The following is a 17,045-nucleotide window of genomic DNA, read 5'->3' as shown; positions in this document are numbered from 1 at the left end:
CCTCGGCTGGCTCGCATTTCTTCACGGCGAGTCCAGTCGGCGGAATCCCTAGCACGGTTGACGTTTACGTCAAAGGGGCGTCCAACCCCGCATCGCGTGACGCAGGAGCAGCCAGTGCCGGCGGACGGTCGACAACTGCACCGTCGAGTCGAGCACAGACCGCTGCGCCTTCTCCATCTTGCCGAGATAGGCGCGCGTCAGCGCCAGTGGCAGAAAGGCCGGCCGCAGCGATACGGGAAGCGTCGGCGCGCCTTGCTCGAACGCATTGAGGTGCTCGCGCGCCAAGGCGGTCATCGCCGCCACGGCGCGCTTCGCCGCGGCCTCATCCTCGCCTTTGACGAGCGCTTCCGGCGAGGTGCCAGCCGCCGCCAGTATATCGGACGGAATAAAACACTGGCCGCGCCGACGATGCAGCGGCAACAGAAGCAACAGCCCGGTCATGGCCTGCGCGCAACCGGCCCTGCCCGCGAGGTCGGCAAAGCGCGGCGCCGTTACCGGATCGAGCACCATTGCCGCGAGCTGGATGAGTGCTGCGGCCGTCTCGCCGCAATAGCCTTCGAGATCGGTCCGAGACGGCATCGGATCGTCATAGAGGTCGAAGATGCGCGCCTCGAGCATGTTGTCGAAAGCGGCCTTCGGTAAACCGCTGGCGGCAATCGTCGCCCTCAGCGCATCGGCGATCGGATTGCCTGTGTCCGCGTCCCCTTCAGCGGCGATGACGTCGCGCCACCATTGCAGCCTGATCTCGCCCGGCAGGGGCTCATGGATGCGGTCCCGCACGCCGGCGAGCTCGGCATTGAAGGCATAGAGCGAAAACAACCTGTCGCGCTTGTCGGCGGGTGCGTAGAGCGCTGAGAGATACCGGTCATGGTCGGCGGCGCGCGCCGCATCCATGACGATGGTTGGAGCGCCGGCCATTCAATCGACGGCGATCAGCGCCGCGGCCACGGCGCGGTCTTCGGCCAGAAGCACGTTGTAGGTCCGCACCGCCGCGCCGGTGGACATCGGATCGGCCGAGATGCCGGCCTCCCTCAGCGCGGCGCGCAAGGCGGCGGGCAGTGGCCGCAGATCCTTGCCCATGCCGACCAGCAGGATCTCGATCTTGCCGGCCTCGCCGAACAGCCTGTCGAAGTCGGAGACCTTCAACGCCAGCGGATCGGCCGGCTCCCAGCCATGGATGCCGGACGGCAGGCAAAGCAGCGATCCGCGGTGCGACATGTCGGCAAACCGGAACCCGCCATTGCCATAGGCTTCGATCGGCGCCCTGCCTGGGAAATGCGCCTCGCGGATGATGATGCCTTTGGCCATGGGTCTAGAGCATGATGCCGAAAAGTGTGAGCGGTTAAGTTCGGCGACTTCGCCGTAACCCTCCGTCCGGAATTGCTTCAAAAACAAGGAGCCAGGGCGCTTCGCCGTTTCCGTGAAACGGTGAAACGCGCTAGCCGGATTCAGGTCGCCACGGCCTTGCCGCTCGCCGGCTTTTCATCCTCGTTCGTCGCCGCCTGCGGCCGCAACTTGAACAGGATCAGCAGCGGCGCGGCGATGAAGATCGACGAATAGGTGCCGAACACCACGCCGAACAGCATCGCCATCGTGAAGGAGCGGATCACCTCGCCGCCGAACAGCACCAGGGCCAGCAGCGCAAGGGTCGTGGTCACCGACGTCAGCGTCGTTCTCGACAGCGTCTCGTTGATGGCGTTGTTCAAGAGCTGCGGCAACGGCATTCGCTTGTACTTTCGCAGATCCTCGCGGACGCGGTCATAGACGACGATGGTGTCGTTCAGCGAATAGCCGATGATGGTCAGGATCGCCGCCAGCGACGATTGGTTGAATTCGAGCCCGCTGATGACGAAGAAGCCGATGGTCATCACCACATCGTGCACGGTGGCGATGATGGCGCCGACCGCGAACTGCCATTCGAAGCGGAACCAGACATAGAGCATGATGCCGACCAGCGCGATCAGCATGGCGATCGTACCTTGCTTGGCAAGCTCGCCGGAGACCGTCGGTCCCACCACTTCGACGCGGCGGAAATCATACTGGTCCTGCAGTTCGCCGCGCACCTTGTCGATGACGGTCTGCTCGGCATTCTCGCCGGCGTCCTGCGTGCCGACGCGGATCAAGACGTCGTTCGGCGCGCCGAACTGCTGCACCTGGATCTCGCCGATGTTGAGTTCGGACAGCCGGTTGCGGATGTCGCCGAGGTTGGCATCGCCCTGTTTGGACTGCACCTCGATTATCGAGCCGCCCTTGAAGTCGATGCCGTAATTGATGCCGAGGGTGAGGAAGCCGGCGACCGACAGGATCGACAACAGGCTGGAGAGCGCGAAGGTCCAGCGGCGGATGCCCATGAACGGGATCTTGGTGCCCGGCGGGATGAAGGTGACGGGTGCCCGCGGCAATTCCTTCGGACGCGCGCGGCGCAGCCAGATCGACACCAGCATGCGGGTGAAGGTGAAGGCGGTGAAGACCGTGGTCAGAATGCCGATGGCGTAGGTGATGGCAAAGCCCTTGACCGGGCCGGTGCCCAGCCAGAACAGCACCACGGTGGCGATCAGCGAGGTAACGTTGGAGTCCACAATCGTCGCCAGCGCCTTGGAGAAGCCGGTGTCGATCGCCTGGATCACCGAGCGGCCGTTTCGCCGCTCCTCGCGGATGCGCTCATAGATCAGAACGTTGGAGTCCACCGCCATGCCGATGGTGAGCACGATACCGGCGATGCCCGGCAGGGTCAGCGTGGCGCCGAGCAGCGACAGCAGCCCAACGATCATCGCCACGTGCACCGCCAAAGCGATATTGGCGAGGAAGCCGAGGAAACCGTAGGCGACGAACATGAAGGCGACGACCAGGATCGAGCCGATTATGCCCGCGATCTTGCCGGCATGGATGGAGTCCTGCCCGAGGCCTGGACCCACTGTGCGCTCTTCGATGATGGTCAGCTTTGCCGGCAGGGCGCCCGCCCGCAACAGCACGGAAAGGTCGTTGGCGCTGTCGGCGGTGAAATTGCCGGAGATCTGACCGCTGCCGCCAAGGATCGGCTCGCGGATAACCGGGGCCGATATCACTTGATTGTCGAGCACGATGGCGAACGGCTTGCCGACATTCTGCTGGGTCGCCTGGCCGAACCGCGTCGCGCCCCTGGAATTGAACGTGAAGGAAACCACCGGCTCGTTTGTCTGCGAGTTGTAGGTCGGCGTCGCATTCGACAGGTCTTCGCCAGACACGATCACGCGGTTCTCGACCAGATAAGGAACCGGAGGATCATCCTGCGAGTACAGGATCGAATCTCCGGGCGGCGGACGGTTCTTCATTGCATCCTGGACGGGCACCGACGTATCGACCATCTGGAAGGTCAGCTTGGCGGTCTGGCCGAGCATGTCTTTGAGTTTCTGAGGATTCTGAAGTCCTGGCACCTGCACCAGAATGCGGTCGTCACCCTGCCGCTGCACGATCGGCTCGGTCGTGCCGAGCGCGTTGACGCGCCGGTCCACCACTTCGATCGCCTGCGACAGCGCCGTCGATGTACGGTACTTGATGCCGGCATCCGTGACCGTGAACTTCAACAGCCCAGCCTCGGAATCGTCCATCGTCATCGATTGGACCGAACCGCCGCTAAAGAGCCCGGCTGTAACCGGGTTGGTTATCGGCTTCAGCGCCGTCTTGGCGGCTTCGACCTGGCTCGGATCGTTGATGCGCACTTGCACCGTCCGGCCCGTTCCACCGAGGCCGGTATATTGGATCTTGGCATCGCGCAGCAGTGACCTGATCTCGTCGCGCGTCGTCTCCAACTGATCCTTGATCAGATCGTTCTGATCCATCTGCAGCAGGATGTGCGAGCCGCCCTGAAGGTCGAGGCCGAGCGTCATCTGCCGCTTCGGCACCCAGCTCGGCAGTTCCGCCAGCACGCTTGCCGGGAAGAGATTGGGCGCGGCAAGGATCACTGTGACGGCTACCGCGAGCCAAATCAGGATCATCTTCAGGCGCGAGAAATAGAGCATTCGTTCTTATCCGTTCAGGCGTACCAGCGGCAGCGTTCCGCCATCGGCTCGATTATTGTCTATCGTCGTCATTTCAACCACGGCCGGCCCTATCGTGCTTCCTCGACGATTGTCAATCGCGCCGGCAGCGCGCCGGTGCGCATCAGCAGCGCAATCGTCCGGGCCTCCAGGTCGGTAAAGTTCCCTGATATCTGGCCGGTGCCGCCCTTGACTGTTTCGCGAATGATGGGGGCAGAAATCACCTGATCGTCCAAAATCACCGCAAACGGCTTGCCGACATACTGTCTCGTCGCCCACTCGAAACGCTCAGCACCCCTGGAATCGAACCGGAATGAGACCACGGGCTCATCGTTCACTGCATTATGCGTTGCGTTGGCGTCCAGCACATGGTTACCGGAAACGAGTACCCGGTTTTCGACAAGATAGGGCGTCGGCGGATCGTCCAGCGTATAAAGCACGGACGACCCTGCAGGCGGCCGACCGTTGATTGCATCATTCACCGGCATCGATGTGTCGACCAATTGAAAACTCAACCGTCCAGGCCGGTTGAGGGTTTTTCCCAGGCCCTGCAGATCCGTGGCGCCCGGCGCCTCGACCAGGATGCCGTCCTCGCCCGCTTGCCGGGTCACGGCATCGGCTACACTGAGGTCGCGCAGGCGATTTTTGATGACTTCGATCGACTGTTTCAGCGCCGCGGAAGTCCGATACTTCACACCGGCGTCCGTCATCGTGAATTTCAGGAGACCCGGCTCGCTGTCATCCAGCGCCATTTCCTGGATACCGCTGTCGGCGCGGGGGCCGGTCACCGTCTTGAGCGCCGACTTGGCGGCCTCAAGCTGATTGGCGTCGGTGATGCGCATCTGAACCGCCCGGTCGGACGCGGCAAGGCCGGTGTAGTCGATCTTCGATTGGGCGCCGCGCAGCAGCGTCCCGATCTCGTCGCGCGTCGCTTCCAGCCGGCTCTTGATCAGGTCCGACGGGTTCAGGCGAAACAGGATATGCTGGTCAGCGGCAAAAGCAGTCGACGCGCCCAAGATCATCGAGACCAGGGCAAGCCCGATCAAAATGACCTTCAGTCGCAAAAAATGGACCATATGCCGCCGTTCGTCGGAACCCTGCCCGCGGCCATCGCCGTCGGGATTTCGCTTACTTCTTGGCGTTCTGGTTCGCCACCGGCTCGCCCTTGACCCGCACTTCCGAGATCGTCGAGCGCAAAGCCGTCACCTTGGTGCCGCCAAGGTCGACCTCCAGCTCGTTGTCGTCGATCACCTTGGTCACTTTGCCGATGAAACCGCCGCCGGTCACCACCGTGTCGCCGCGGCGCACCGCCGACAGCATTTCCTGGCGCTTCTTCAGCTGCGCGCGCTGCGGCCGGATGATCAGAAAATACATGATCACGAAGATCAGGACAAACGGCACGATCTGGATGAACGTAGCAGATGAGTCCCCGCCGCCGAAGCCTTGAGCGTATGCCGGTGTGACGAACATCGAGAAACTCCTGAATGGGGAAAAACCGCCAAACGCGGTCCCGCGAAATTTGGCCGGAATATAGTCGCTAAACTTGCCAATGCAACTGCGCGTCCGGCCCAATCCATTGCTTTTCCAGCCGTTTGGCGCGTGCTAGAGCGTCGCAGCCGGAGGTGGCATCGGCCTCAGCGAAAAGATCATGCTCCAACAAAAGCTTGGGGCTGGTTCTTGCAGCGCGGCCAAGGAGCTGTTTCCGCATTGCGAAATGCCAAGACAAAGACCTGATATGACCGACACCAGCCTTGACGCCCTGAACAAGAAACTCGAGCGCCTGATCGAGGCGGTCTCCCGCCTCGCCCCGCCGCCTGTACCGGAGACCGACATTTCGGAAGCCGACTGCTTCGTCTGGCAGGCCGATCCCGGCTATCTGGAGCCGGTGCGCAAGGTCAACCGCGTCGACATCGGCCTGATCCGCGGTGTCGACCGCGTCCGCGACATCCTTGTCGACAACACTGAGCGCTTCGCCGCCGGCTTTGCCGCCAACAACGTGCTGTTGTGGGGCGCGCGCGGCATGGGCAAGTCATCGCTGGTCAAGGCGGTGCATGCCGACATCAATGCCAGGGCCAAGTCCGAGCTGCCGCTCAAGCTCATCGAGATCCACCGCGAGGACATCGACACGCTGCCCAAGCTGATGGGCCTGCTGAAGGCGGCGCCGTACCGCTTCATCCTGTTTTGCGACGACCTTTCCTTCGACCATGACGACACCTCCTACAAGTCGCTCAAGGCAGCACTTGAAGGCGGCGTCGAGGGTCGGCCGGGCAACGTCATTTTCTACGCCACGTCCAACCGCCGGCATCTGTTGCCGCGCGACATGATCGACAATGAGCGCTCGACCGCCATCAACCCGTCGGAAGCGGTCGAGGAAAAGGTCTCGCTGTCCGATCGTTTCGGCCTTTGGCTCGGCTTCCACAAATGTTCGCAGGACGAATATCTCGACATGGTCGACGGCTATGTCCGCCATCATGGCCTCGACATCGACCCCGAGCAGCTGCGCGCCGAAGCGCTGGAATGGGCAACGACGCGCGGCAGCCGTTCCGGCCGCGTCGCCTGGCAGTTCACGCAAGACCTGGCCGGCAGGCTCGGCAAGCCGCTCAAGGATTGATCGCGTCGCTGACGCTAATTGCGGGATGTCATCTGGGAGGCTGCGCCCGTCGCACGTCGCGTGGCGTTTGGCCGGTCTCGCGCCGCATCCAATGCGCCAGATGTGACTGGTGCGCGAAGCCCGTCAATTCCGCCACCTCGCTTGTGCTGAGGTCGCCTCGCTGCAACAGGATGCGGGCGCGTTCGACGCGACGTCGCAACACGTAGCGATGCAGGGTGACGCCGGTCGCCACCTTGAACCATGTCCGCAAATGCGAGCTGCTCGCGCCGGCAACCCGGCTTAGCCGATGGATCGAAAGCGGCTCATGGAGAGCAGCCTCGATATACTCCAGGACGCGCTTGAGCTGGGTATCCGACAGCCGGTTCGTTCGATCGGTGTCTGGTTCATCGAGGCCAAGCAGCCTGACCGCGAGCGCGGCGCCAATGCTGTCGGCAAACAGAGAGCCGCTCGGCGCGCCTGCATCGAGATCGCTCTGCAGTGCCCGAGCAAGATGCTCGATGCGCTGGTCACGAAGCAAATGGCGTGTGTCCAGCCGCGATGCCAGCGCCCTGCCGCCAAGTTCCGCGGCAACCCTTTCCATCAAGGCTGGCTGCAAGACAATCTCGGTCGTGTCGAACGGGGTTTCAGCCTCGAAACCGCCCTCCTCGCCAGCCGGCACCAGGTCGATATCGCCGGCGCGCCTGACAAAATACCGCCCGACCTGATTGCAGTAGGAGCGTGTCGCCGCACTTGCATGCACCATGATGCGATGGTGCGGCGCCCGCGACAGGCGATGGACACCTGCCTCGATATGCCGGGAAACCATCGTTACGCCGGACGGCGATAGGTCCGAAGCGAATTGCGGACGCATGGCCCCTCGATTGATTGGCAAAACCTGCTCAAGATTTGGCAATTCCCGCGCGATTTTCAATGCCGCGACCCTGTACTCACGCCTCTCATCAAGCTTGGAAGAGGTTGCCATGAGTTTCTGTGTTGTCGTCGGCGCGGGCCCGGTTGGACGCGAGACCGCCCGGCTTCTTGGCGAAGAAGGACATGATGTCGTTCTCACTAGCCGAAGCGTCGGTTCGAATGCGTTGCAGAACGTGCGGGCCATACCGGCCGATGCCACCGATGCCGCGGAACTGTCGCGCATCTGCCGAGGCGCCGATGCCATTTTCATGTGCGCCATGGCCACATATCATCGCTGGCCGACCGACTTTTTCCCAATCATCGACGGCACCGTGCGCGCGGCCGAAGCAGTCGGCGCGAAGCTCATCGTGCTCGGTAATCTCTATGGTTATGGGAAAAATGCCGACAGCCCATTGCGCTCCGACCTGTCTCTGGACCCGACGTCGAAGAAGGGAACCGCCAGGACGATCATGTGGCAGCGTGCGGTCCGCGCCGATATACCGGCAATCGAAGTCCGCTCCAGCGACTATCTCGGACATGGCGCGATCAGCTACTTCTCGCTGGTCGCGCTGCCCTCCATCATCGAGGGCAAGCCCACCGCCTTCATTGGAGACCTCGACGCAACGCATGCCTGGAGCTTCACCAAGGATGTCGCCAGCACATTGGTAGCGGCCGCCCGCTACACGGGCGAATGGAGACGAGCGTTTCACGTTCCCTCGCAGCACGCCTCACCCCGGGAGCTCATCCGGAAAACCGCGGCGATGCTTGGACGGGAGGTGCCGGGGACACGTTCCTATTCCGTCGCCGAGATGGAAGCACTGGGCATGCATGAACTCATCGAGATGAGCTACCTCTTCGAGAGCCCGATGCTGGTCGATTCCTCGGACACCGAGGCACTTCTAGGCGTGAAGGCGAGCAGCCTCGAGGAGATGATCGCCGACACGCTCCGTGATCACCTCTAGAGCAATTCCAGGAAAAGTGTGAGCGGTTAAGTTCGGCGACTTCGCCGTAACCCTCCGTCCGGAATTGCGTAAAAACAAAGAGTTAGAGCGCTTCGCCGTTTCCGGGAAACGGTGAAACGCTCTAAGCCTTGCCGGCGGGCTTTTTTGCGCAAAACTGAAAAAGCCCGCCCCTTTCGGAGCGGGCTGAGCCGGCGGGCCGGACTGGAGGTCAGACGGACCGCAAATCGCGTTTTTTGTTCTATTCGAGATAGCCGGTCGGATCGACCGGGGCCGAATTCTTGCGCACTTCGAAATGCAGCTTGGGCGAGTCCGTCGTGCCGCTCATGCCCGACAGCGCGATTTCCTGGCCGCGCTTAACCTTCTGGCCGCGCTGCACCTCGATCGAGCTGGCGTGGCCGTAGACCGTGACCAGGCCGTTCTCGTGGCGCACCAGCACCGTGTTGCCGAATTCCTTGAGCCCGTCGCCGGCATAGATGACGACGCCGTTCTCGGCCGCCTTGATCGGCGTACCGGTCGGCACCGCGATGTCGACGCCGTCCTTGCCGGAACCGAAGCCTGAGATGACGCGACCGCGCACCGGCCAGCGCATCTTGCCGATGCCCGTGCCATCGGGCGCCACCGCATCGTCGTCCTCGGCCTGCTGGATGACCTTGGCGTCCTTCTTAGGCGGCGTGTAGGAGGCAAGCGTCTCGGTCGTCTTGGCCGCCGGCGGCGTCGTTGCCGTCGTCACCGGATCGATCGCCGGCTTGGCGGCCGCAGTCTTGGCGGCTGCCACCTGGACAGTGCCGCCAGCCGGAACCTTGAGCGTCTGGCCGATCTTGAGCAGACCGTCCTTCATGCCGTTGGCCTGCTTCAGCGCCGTGGTGCCGACGCCGGTTTTCCTGGCGATCGACGACAGCGTGTCGCCCTGCTGTACCGTGTAGGTGCCGCCGGCGCCGGCAGGCTTGGCCGCTGCCATCTGCGGCGCGGGCTTCGGGTTCTTCGAACCGCTCGCCGCGGCCGAAGCGTCGAGCTGGGCGGCCGATTTGCCATCCTTCAGCTTCGGCTGCTGCGGCAACACCGCGACCTTCTCAGGTCCCTTGGCCGGCTCCTTCGGAGCATTCACCGGCTTGGCGTCGGCGACCTTCGGCTCGGCCTTGCTCGAATAGGCGTAGGCCGGAATGACGATCTTCTGCCCAGACCGGATGCCCTTCTTCGGGTCGATCCCGTTGACCTTGGCGATGGCATCGGCCGGCACATGATAATGCTGCGCCAGGCCCGAAAGCGTCTCGCCGTCACGGACCACGATCTCGGTAGCGTGCGGCGCGGCACTTGCGTTGCGCGTTGCATCGGGCTCAGCCGTCTTGAATGGCTTTGCCGCGGGCGCAACCGTGCCTGTCGTCATCGTCCTGTCGACATGCGGCGCGGGAGCGAGCGCCGGCGCCGAGGCGCTGCGCATCGGCCTGACGGACGCCGGCTGCGAGGGCGGCGGCAGTTGCTGGGCCGTGACCGGCTCCAGGCTGGAGCGGCTGACCGACTGGGTATGGGTGCCGTCAACCGGCGCAGCGGCGACCGTATCGCCCGGATAGGGCTGATCGGCACCCTGCTTGTTGATGATGGCGCGCTGGTTGTTGGTGGACGATGTGAAGACATCGTCGACACCGTTGAAGCGCATCGCCTGGGAGCTGCAGCCGGCGGCCGCGCCGGCGATCATCAAGACAGCGCAGCCACGCGCCAGATTGCGTCTGTTTGCTTTCAAGGAATTGAATTGCATCGCACTAACCCGCACAGACCCGGTACAAACTGACCGTGATTAAAGCGCGTTAATGTTACTGGCCGGTTAACCCATTAGAATCCGACGAAAATTTTCTTAAAACATTGGGAGAAATTCTGGCGCCGGCAAAAGCCAGCTATCACGCCGGTTTGGCGCCCCATCGGCCAAGACCAGCGACAGGGGCGCACCGCGTGCACGCAGGCTTTCTACTCAAATAATCCGGATTGTTGCCTCAAGGTAACACGCTGTTCATGCCCGACAAGACCACCGCCTTCGCTGAGCAAGCCGCGACGCCAGACGGAAAGCCGCTTCGCACCGGAACGATATCAGATCACCGCGGCGATGCTGGGCAGGATCGGCTGCAGCCTGACCATGCCGATATCCTCGCGCTCGAAGCGGCTGCCGACCTTGGTGAGCTTGGCCAGCACCTGCTCGCCCTCCTCGGGGCCGATCGGCGCGATGACGATGCCGCCGCTCGACAGCTGGTCGAGCAAAAAGCGTGGCAGGCTGTCGAAGGCCGCCCAGACGACGATGCGGTCGAATGGCCCTTCATTGGCCAGACCGTTGGAACCGTCGGCCTGGCGCGCAATCACGTTGCCGATGGCGAGCGCTTCGAAACGCTGCTTTGCCTGTTCGATCAGGGTCTTGTAGCGGTCGACGGTGATGACGCGCGCCGCGAGCCGCGACATCACGGCGGCCGTATAGCCCGAGCCGGTGCCGACCTCTAGCACGCGGTTGCCCGGCTCGATGTGAAGTGCTGCAATCACCGCCGCCTGCAGGTCGGCGCCCTCGATCGCCTCGCCGCACTCGATCGGCAGCATGCCGTCCGACCAGGCGATCTGGTGGAACTGCGCCGACAGGAAGCCGCGCCGCGGCGTCGCCTCGAAGGCGGCGATGAGCGCTTTCGGCGCCGTTCCCCTGCCCCGCAGGCGCAGCAGGAAAGCGGCAAACCCTTCGCGTTCGTCGACAATCGTGTTCATGCCAAAACCTTATTCTGACAACGCCTTGCTCAACTGGTCGCGGAGTTCATGGGCGGTAAGGTCGAGTTGCAGCGGCGTCACCGACACCAGCCTGTTGCGCAGCGCGTAGAGGTCGGTGCCTTGCTTGCCTTCGACCGGCTCGCGGCCAAAGCGCAGCCAGTAGTAAGGCAGGCCGCGTCCGTCGCGGCGCTCGTCGACCCACAGGCTGTGCACCAGCTTGCCCTGCGAGGTGACGACCGTGCCCTCGACCTCGTCGGGCGCGCAATTGGGGAAATTGACGTTGAGCAGCACGCCGTCCGGCAGCGGCGTTTCAACCAGCTTTTTCAAGAGCGCCGGGGCCAGCGCCTCGGTCGTCTCGTAAGGGACGACGCGGTCCTCGCCGACATAGGAATAGGCCTGGCTGACCGCGATCGAGCGCACGCCGAGCAACGCGCCTTCCATGGCGCCGGCGACGGTGCCGGAATAGGTGACGTCATCGGCGATGTTGGCGCCGGAATTGACACCGGACAGGATGAGGTCCGGCGGTCCGGGCAGGATTTTCTTCGTGCCCATGATGACGCAATCGGTCGGCGTGCCGCGCACGGCATAGTGCTTCTCGCCGATCTTGCGCAGCCTCAGCGGCTCCGAGATCGACAGCGAATGCGCATAGCCCGACTGGTCCTGCTCCGGCGCCACCACCCACATCATCCGACAGCGTGCGGGCGATGCGTTCGAGCGACGCCAGCCCCTCGGCATGGATGCCGTCGTCGTTGGTCAATAGAATGCGCATTATTTCGCTTCGATCTTTGCCAGACCGCCCATGTAAGGCCGCAGCACTTCAGGAATGGTTACGCTGCCATCCTCATTCTGGTAGTTTTCGATGACAGCTATGAGAGCGCGACCGACCGCGGTGCCCGAACCGTTCAGCGTATGAACGAGATCGGTTGCCCTTGCCGTCCTTGTCCTTGTAGCGGGCATCCATGCGCCGCGCCTGGAAGTCGCCGCAGACCGAGCAGGACGAGATCTCGCGATAGGCGTTCTGGCCCGGCAGCCAGACCTCGATGTCATAGGTTTTGCGCGCGCCGAAACCCATGTCGCCGGTGCACAGCGTCATGGTTCGGAACGGCAGGCCGAGCCGCTTCAGCACTTCCTCGGCGCATTGCGTCATCCGCTCGTGCTCGGCCAGAGAGCTTTCCTGGTCGGTGACCGAGACCAGCTCGACCTTGTAGAACTGATGCTGGCGCAGCATGCCGCGCGTGTCGCGACCGGCCGAGCCCGCCTCCGAGCGGAAGCACGGCGTCAGCGCCGTGTAGCGCAGCGGCAGTTTTTCATGCGCGGTGATTTCCTCGCGCACGAGGTTGGTGAGCGGCACCTCCGCCGTCGGGATCAGGCCGAGACGCCCGTCGCCATGCGGCGTGAAGAACAGGTCTTCCTCAAATTTCGGCAGCTGGTTGGTGCCGAACAGCACCTCGTCGCGCACCATCAGCGGCGGCTGCACTTCAGTATAGCCATGCTCTGTCGTGTGCAGGTCGAGCATGAACTGGCCGAGCGCGCGCTCCATGCGCGCCAATTGGCTCTTTAGCACCGTGAAGCGCGCGCCGGACAGCTTTGCCGCCCGCTCGAAATCCATCATGCCGAGCGCTTCGCCGATCTCGAAATGCTCCTTCACCCAGTTCGGGCGCGTCGGCACGTCGCCGACGATGCGCTTGACGACATTGTCGTGCTCGTCCTTGCCGACCGGCACGTCGTCCAGCGGCACATTGGGCAGCACGGCCAACGCGTCGTTCAATGCCTTGTCGAGCTCACGTTCGCGCGCCTCGCCGTTCTGGATGAACGACTTGATCTCGCCGACTTCACCCTTGAGCTTCTCGGCAAGTGCGGCGTCGCCCGAACGCATGGCGTTGCCGATCTCCTTGGAGGCGGCATTGCGGCGCTCCTGCTTGACCTGCAACTCGGTCAGATGCTCTCGCCGCGCCTCGTCCCTGGCGACCAGATCGTCGACCGTGGACTGCGCTTCGCCTGCCGACCAGGAACGCTTCACCAGCGCCTCTACAAGGGCCGTTGGGTTTTCGCGAATCCATTTGATGTCGAGCATGGTTGTCCGTCCTCAGGTTTGGTTCGAGGGCGTAAACCGCATCTTTTGTCGATGCAAGACAGCCGGGCGCGCCGGCCGTGTTTTTCAGGCGATTGCCGGCCTTACGTTGGCGTATCCGTAGGCTTTTCGGCCGCGCTGCTTCCATTCTCGCGCGCCTCGCGCGCCAGGCGTTCGCGTTCCTGGCTGCGCTCGATCATGCGCGCCGACCAGATCGCCACCTCGTAGAGAATGATGGTCGGGATAGCGAGGCCGCACTGGCTCATCGGGTCGGGCGGCGTCAGCACCGCGGCAACGACGAAGGAGAGCACGATCGCCCATTTGCGCTTTTCGGCCAGCGCCTTGGACGACAGCATGCCGACGCGCGTCAAGAGGCTGGTCACCACCGGCAGTTGGAACACCAGGCCGAAGGAGAAGATCAGCGTCATGATGAGGCTGAGATATTCCGACACCTTCGGCAGCAGCGATATCTGCACCTGGTCGTTGGTGCCGGCCTGCTGCATGGCCAGGAAGAACCACATCACCATCGGGGTGAAGAAGAAATAGACCAGCGAGGCGCCCATCAGGAACAGGAGCGGCGACGCGATCAGGAACGGCAGGAAGGCGTTGCGCTCGTTCTTGTAGAGGCCCGGCGCGATGAATTTGTAGATCTGCGTGGCGATCAGCGGGAACGCGATGACCATGCCGCCGAACATGGCGAGCTTCACCTGGGTGAAGAAGAACTCCTGCGGCGCGGTATAGATCAGCTCGACCTTGTGCGGATCGAGCCCGGCCCACTGCGTCGCCCATTTGAACGGCACGACAAGCAGGTTGAACAACCGCTTGGCGAAGAAGAAGCAGACCAGGAAAGCGACGAAGAAGCCGCCCAGCGACCAGATCAGACGGCGGCGCAGTTCGATCAGATGCTCTATCAGCGGCGCCGAGGATTTCTCGATCTCTTCCTTGTCGACGTCCGATGCGCTCACTTGGCGGCTCCCGCCGTCTTCTTGGTGGCCGCTTTGGTCACGGCAGGCTTCTTGGCCTCAGCCGGTTTCGCCGCAGTCTTGGGCGCCGCAGTCTTGGGCGCTGCCGTCTTGGGCGCCGCCTTCTTGGCGATCGGCGCAGCCTTGGCCGCAGCCGGCGAAGACTTGGCCGGCGAAGGCTTGGTCGACGCCTTGGCAGCCGGGGTCTTGGATGCCGCCGCGGTTTTCGCACCGGCAGGCTTTGCCTTGGAGGTCGCCGCCTTCTTCACCGGCTGGGCCGGCACGGCGGTTGCCGCGACCGGCGCGGTCACGGATGCGTCGGTCATGGCTGGGAAGGCCGGCGCGGCTGGGGCGGTCTCCGCTCCGCTGACGCCCGGCATGTCGGTCGCGCCGTTCTTGAGCGGCTCGGCGGGTTGCGGGGTCGATGCCGGCGGCGTTGCGGGGTCGACGGCGGGCTTGGGCTTCATCATCGTATCGACGCCGGACCGCACATCGGCCGCGGCCTGCTCGAACGGATTGAGCTGCTTGCGGACCTCGTTCAACGGGTTGAGGCCGCGAAGGCTGTCGATCGAATTCTTGACGTCGTCGAGCTCGGCTTCCTTCAAGGCGTCATTGAACTGCTTCTGGAAGTCGCCTGCCATGGCGCGCAGTTTCGCCGCCGTGCGGCCGAATGTGCGCAGCATGTTGGGCAAATCCTTCGGCCCGACGACCACGATCATGACGACCGCGATCACCAGCAGTTCGCTCCAACCGACTTCGAACATGGCAATCTATTCCAACCAGAGCATGCCGCCCAAAAATGTGACGCGGCTTTGGGACAACGGCACGCTCAAAGCAACAACCGAGCTCAGCTCTTGCTGGCCTTTTCCTTGACCGACGAAACGGTCTCGTCGGCACGGTGCTCGACGGTCCGCTTGTCGTCGGCGGTGTCGTCGTCGGCCATGCCCTTCTTGAAGCTCTTGATGCCCTTGGCCATGTCGCCCATCAGTTCGGGGATCTTGCCGCGCCCGAACACCAGAAGCACGATGACCAGCACGATCATCCAGTGCCAAATCGAAAATGAACCCATAACGATCTCTCTCGAATGTTTTCCCTCGGCGATGATCTATGCGTTTTCGCTCGGGGATTCAAACACAACCGCAAAGAAGTTGATAAAATGGCAGGCCGATGTCACGCACTTTCGGCGTCAACGGCTTGCTACCAATCCGCGCAGGGCTTGCTAATAGACCATCCAAGCCGAATTCGCGGCTCAATCTTCCGTGACGCGCGGCGTGAGCAATCCGAGCTCTTCGAGGTCGATATCGGTCAGCGCATCCTCGTCCTCGGTCAGCGCATCCGGATCGGCCGGCGGCACCGGCATCGAGAAATTCGACGGCATGCGCGTCGAGAGAAGCCCCGCACCCTTCAGCTCTTCCATGCCGGGCAGATCGCGGATTTCCTCCAGCGCGAAATGGTCGAGGAAAGCGTCCGTCGTGCCATAGGTGACGGGGCGTCCGGGTGTGCGGCGGCGGCCGCGCATGCGCACCCATTCCGTCTCGAGCAGCGTATCCAGCGTGCCCTTCGAGGTCTCGACGCCCCTGATGTCCTCGATCTCGGCGCGCGTCACCGGCTGGTGGTAGGCGATAATCGCCAGCACTTCGAGCGCCGCGCGGGAGAGTTTTCGCTGCTGGACGGAGTCCCGGCTCATCAGGAAAGCCAGGTCGCCGGCGGTGCGGAACGCCCAGGCATCGCCGACGCGGACCAGATTGACGCCGCGCTTGGCGTAGATTTCCTGCAGGTCGGCCATCGCCGCGGCAATGTTGACGCCGTCCGGCAGGCGCGCGGTCAGCTGCTTCTCGGTCACCGGCTCGGCGCTGGCAAAAATGATCGCCTCGGCCATGCGCACGGCTTCCGACAATTGCAGCCGCTCGGCCGGGTTCTGGACGGTCCCCTGCTCGGCCTCTTCCGGCTCGTCCTCGACCTTGAACGGAATGACCGAAGCGTTGGCGCGTTCGCTCATGATGCCACCTCGACTGCTCGTGCCCCTTGCGCGCGGCCGCGCAGATAAAGCGGCGCGAACACCTGGTCCTGCCGCATTTCCAGTCTGCCCTCGCGCACCATTTCGAGCGTCGCGGCAAACGAGCTGGCCATTGCCGTGCGCTTTTCTTCCGGCGCCGCCAGATATTCGATGAGGAAGCTGTCGAGCGCGGTCCAGTCGCTCAACGTTCCGACCAGCCGCGCCAGCACGTCGCGCGCGTCCTTCAGCGACCAGACGGCGCGCCGGGCGATCGTCACATTGTTGATCGCCTGCTTCTGGCGCTGCTGCGCGTAGGCCGTCAAAAGATCGTAGAGCGAGGCCGAGAAGCTGTTGCGCTTCTCGACGATGACCATCTCCGGCATGCCGCGCGCAAACACATCGCGGCCGAGCCGGTTGCGGTTGACCAGCCTTGCCGACGCATCGCGCATGGCTTCCAGCCGCTTGAGCCGGAACTGCAGCACCGCTGCCAGTTCCTCGCCGCTCTCGCCCTCTTCACCCGGTTGTTTCGGGATCAGCAGCTTGGATTTCAGGAAAGCAAGCCAGGCCGCCATCACCAGATAGTCGGCGGCAAGCTCCAGCCGCAGCGTCCTTGCCGTCTCGACGAAGGCCAGATACTGCTCCGCGAGCGCCAGGATGGAGATACGCGCCAGATCGACCTTCTGGTTGCGGGCAAGATGCAAGAGAAGGTCGAGCGGCCCTTCGAAGCCGGCGACATCGACCACCAGCGACGGGTCACCCGTCAGGCGTGAGTCGTCGTTCTCGGCCCACAGACGGTCCATCGGCGC

At 63.4% G+C, this 17,045-nt stretch carries 15 protein-coding genes and 2 pseudogenes; 2 read left to right on the top strand and 15 right to left on the bottom strand.

Annotated elements, in window-relative coordinates:
• Positions 1–69: 69 nt before the first annotated feature.
• The 5 genes from ACVDG8_RS33655 to yajC form a co-directional block, all read right to left on the bottom strand.
• Positions 70–918, bottom strand: a complete 849-nt coding sequence (locus tag ACVDG8_RS33655) for a phytoene/squalene synthase family protein (RefSeq protein WP_447252322.1) — start codon at positions 916–918, stop codon at positions 70–72.
• Complete coding sequence (locus ACVDG8_RS33650) at positions 919–1,308, bottom strand: Mth938-like domain-containing protein (protein ID WP_447252321.1); 390 nt, start codon at positions 1,306–1,308, stop codon at positions 919–921. It lies immediately after the preceding gene.
• Between the two features lie 140 nt (positions 1,309–1,448).
• Positions 1,449–3,998 carry a protein translocase subunit SecDF gene (gene secDF, locus ACVDG8_RS33645; protein ID WP_447252320.1) on the bottom strand — a complete coding sequence of 850 codons (2,550 nt, stop codon included), beginning with the start codon at positions 3,996–3,998 and terminating at the stop codon, positions 1,449–1,451.
• Positions 3,999–4,087: 89 nt separating this feature from the next.
• Positions 4,088–5,062, bottom strand: a complete 975-nt coding sequence (locus ACVDG8_RS33640) for a SecDF P1 head subdomain-containing protein (protein ID WP_447252319.1) — start codon at positions 5,060–5,062, stop codon at positions 4,088–4,090.
• Positions 5,063–5,144: 82 nt separating this feature from the next.
• On the bottom strand, positions 5,145–5,486 hold the full coding sequence (yajC, locus tag ACVDG8_RS33635) for a preprotein translocase subunit YajC (protein ID WP_447252318.1): 342 nt from the start codon (positions 5,484–5,486) through the stop codon (positions 5,145–5,147).
• Positions 5,487–5,751: 265 nt separating this feature from the next.
• Between yajC and ACVDG8_RS33630 the strand changes: the two genes are divergently transcribed.
• The gene (locus tag ACVDG8_RS33630) at positions 5,752–6,627 is read left to right on the top strand and encodes an ATP-binding protein (RefSeq protein ID WP_447252317.1); all 876 of its coding nucleotides are present in this window, start codon (positions 5,752–5,754) and stop codon (positions 6,625–6,627) included.
• 28 nt (positions 6,628–6,655) lie between these two features.
• On the opposite strand, the gene ACVDG8_RS33625 is transcribed toward ACVDG8_RS33630, so the two are convergent.
• The gene (locus tag ACVDG8_RS33625; protein WP_447252316.1) at positions 6,656–7,477 is read right to left on the bottom strand and encodes a helix-turn-helix domain-containing protein; all 822 of its coding nucleotides are present in this window, start codon (positions 7,475–7,477) and stop codon (positions 6,656–6,658) included.
• Positions 7,478–7,586: 109 nt separating this feature from the next.
• Between ACVDG8_RS33625 and ACVDG8_RS33620 the strand changes: the two genes are divergently transcribed.
• On the top strand, positions 7,587–8,477 hold the full coding sequence (locus ACVDG8_RS33620; protein ID WP_447252315.1) for an NAD-dependent epimerase/dehydratase family protein: 891 nt from the start codon (positions 7,587–7,589) through the stop codon (positions 8,475–8,477).
• 238 nt (positions 8,478–8,715) lie between these two features.
• On the opposite strand, the gene ACVDG8_RS33615 is transcribed toward ACVDG8_RS33620, so the two are convergent.
• The 9 genes and pseudogenes from ACVDG8_RS33615 to ACVDG8_RS33575 all read right to left on the bottom strand — a co-directional run bounded on the left by ACVDG8_RS33615 (position 8,716) and on the right by ACVDG8_RS33575 (position 17,039).
• Positions 8,716–10,230: a peptidoglycan DD-metalloendopeptidase family protein gene (locus ACVDG8_RS33615; protein ID WP_447252314.1), complete on the bottom strand. Its 1,515-nt coding sequence runs from the start codon at positions 10,228–10,230 to the stop codon at positions 8,716–8,718.
• 326 nt (positions 10,231–10,556) lie between these two features.
• Complete coding sequence (locus ACVDG8_RS33610; protein ID WP_447252313.1) at positions 10,557–11,210, bottom strand: protein-L-isoaspartate(D-aspartate) O-methyltransferase; 654 nt, start codon at positions 11,208–11,210, stop codon at positions 10,557–10,559.
• 9 nt (positions 11,211–11,219) lie between these two features.
• Positions 11,220–11,979: pseudogene (gene surE, locus ACVDG8_RS33605) on the bottom strand (5'/3'-nucleotidase SurE).
• A pseudogene (gene serS / locus ACVDG8_RS33600) lies at positions 11,979–13,284 on the bottom strand (serine--tRNA ligase). The pseudogenes surE and serS overlap by 1 nt, the downstream one beginning before the upstream one ends.
• A gap of 101 nt (positions 13,285–13,385) precedes the next feature.
• Positions 13,386–14,246: a twin-arginine translocase subunit TatC gene (gene tatC, locus ACVDG8_RS33595; RefSeq protein ID WP_447252311.1), complete on the bottom strand. Its 861-nt coding sequence runs from the start codon at positions 14,244–14,246 to the stop codon at positions 13,386–13,388.
• Positions 14,243–15,007, bottom strand: a complete 765-nt coding sequence (gene tatB / locus ACVDG8_RS33590; protein ID WP_447252310.1) for a Sec-independent protein translocase protein TatB — start codon at positions 15,005–15,007, stop codon at positions 14,243–14,245. The genes tatC and tatB overlap by 4 nt, the downstream gene beginning before the upstream one ends.
• 83 nt (positions 15,008–15,090) lie before the next feature.
• Positions 15,091–15,312 (bottom strand): twin-arginine translocase TatA/TatE family subunit, encoded by a 222-nt coding sequence (locus ACVDG8_RS33585; protein ID WP_140815787.1) that lies wholly within the window; start codon positions 15,310–15,312, stop codon positions 15,091–15,093.
• A 180-nt stretch (positions 15,313–15,492) separates the two neighbouring features.
• A complete protein-coding gene (gene scpB, locus ACVDG8_RS33580) occupies positions 15,493–16,242 on the bottom strand; it encodes an SMC-Scp complex subunit ScpB (RefSeq protein ID WP_447252309.1) in 750 nt (249 codons plus the stop codon).
• Positions 16,239–17,039, bottom strand: coding sequence for a segregation and condensation protein A (locus ACVDG8_RS33575; protein WP_447257164.1), 801 nt, complete (start codon positions 17,037–17,039; stop codon positions 16,239–16,241). Before ACVDG8_RS33575 ends, scpB begins: the two co-directional genes overlap by 4 nt.
• Between the last annotated feature and the right edge of the window lie 6 nt (positions 17,040–17,045).

It is taken from the genome of Mesorhizobium sp. ORM8.1 (assembly GCF_053005525.2).
The sequence above is the reverse complement of the archived record's forward strand: the minus strand, read 5'-3'. Positions and strand labels throughout refer to the sequence as shown.

Bases quoted from the DNA above. Each gene is read 5' to 3' on its own strand.
- ACVDG8_RS33655 (WP_447252322.1), bottom strand. From the start codon at position 918: ATGGCCGGCGCTCCAACCATCGTCATGGATGCGGCGCGCGCCGCCGAC.
- ACVDG8_RS33650 (WP_447252321.1), bottom strand. From the start codon at position 1,308: ATGGCCAAAGGCATCATCATCCGCGAGGCGCATTTCCCAGGCAGGGCG.
- secDF (WP_447252320.1), bottom strand. From the start codon at position 3,998: ATGCTCTATTTCTCGCGCCTGAAGATGATCCTGATTTGGCTCGCGGTA.
- yajC (WP_447252318.1), bottom strand. From the start codon at position 5,486: ATGTTCGTCACACCGGCATACGCTCAAGGCTTCGGCGGCGGGGACTCA.
- ACVDG8_RS33630 (WP_447252317.1), top strand. From the start codon at position 5,752: ATGACCGACACCAGCCTTGACGCCCTGAACAAGAAACTCGAGCGCCTG.
- ACVDG8_RS33625 (WP_447252316.1), bottom strand. From the start codon at position 7,477: ATGCGTCCGCAATTCGCTTCGGACCTATCGCCGTCCGGCGTAACGATG.
- ACVDG8_RS33620 (WP_447252315.1), top strand. From the start codon at position 7,587: ATGAGTTTCTGTGTTGTCGTCGGCGCGGGCCCGGTTGGACGCGAGACC.
- ACVDG8_RS33615 (WP_447252314.1), bottom strand. From the start codon at position 10,230: ATGCAATTCAATTCCTTGAAAGCAAACAGACGCAATCTGGCGCGTGGC.
- ACVDG8_RS33610 (WP_447252313.1), bottom strand. From the start codon at position 11,210: ATGAACACGATTGTCGACGAACGCGAAGGGTTTGCCGCTTTCCTGCTG.
- tatB (WP_447252310.1), bottom strand. From the start codon at position 15,007: ATGTTCGAAGTCGGTTGGAGCGAACTGCTGGTGATCGCGGTCGTCATG.
- ACVDG8_RS33585 (WP_140815787.1), bottom strand. From the start codon at position 15,312: ATGGGTTCATTTTCGATTTGGCACTGGATGATCGTGCTGGTCATCGTG.
- scpB (WP_447252309.1), bottom strand. From the start codon at position 16,242: ATGAGCGAACGCGCCAACGCTTCGGTCATTCCGTTCAAGGTCGAGGAC.
- ACVDG8_RS33575 (WP_447257164.1), bottom strand. From the start codon at position 17,039: ATGGACCGTCTGTGGGCCGAGAACGACGACTCACGCCTGACGGGTGAC.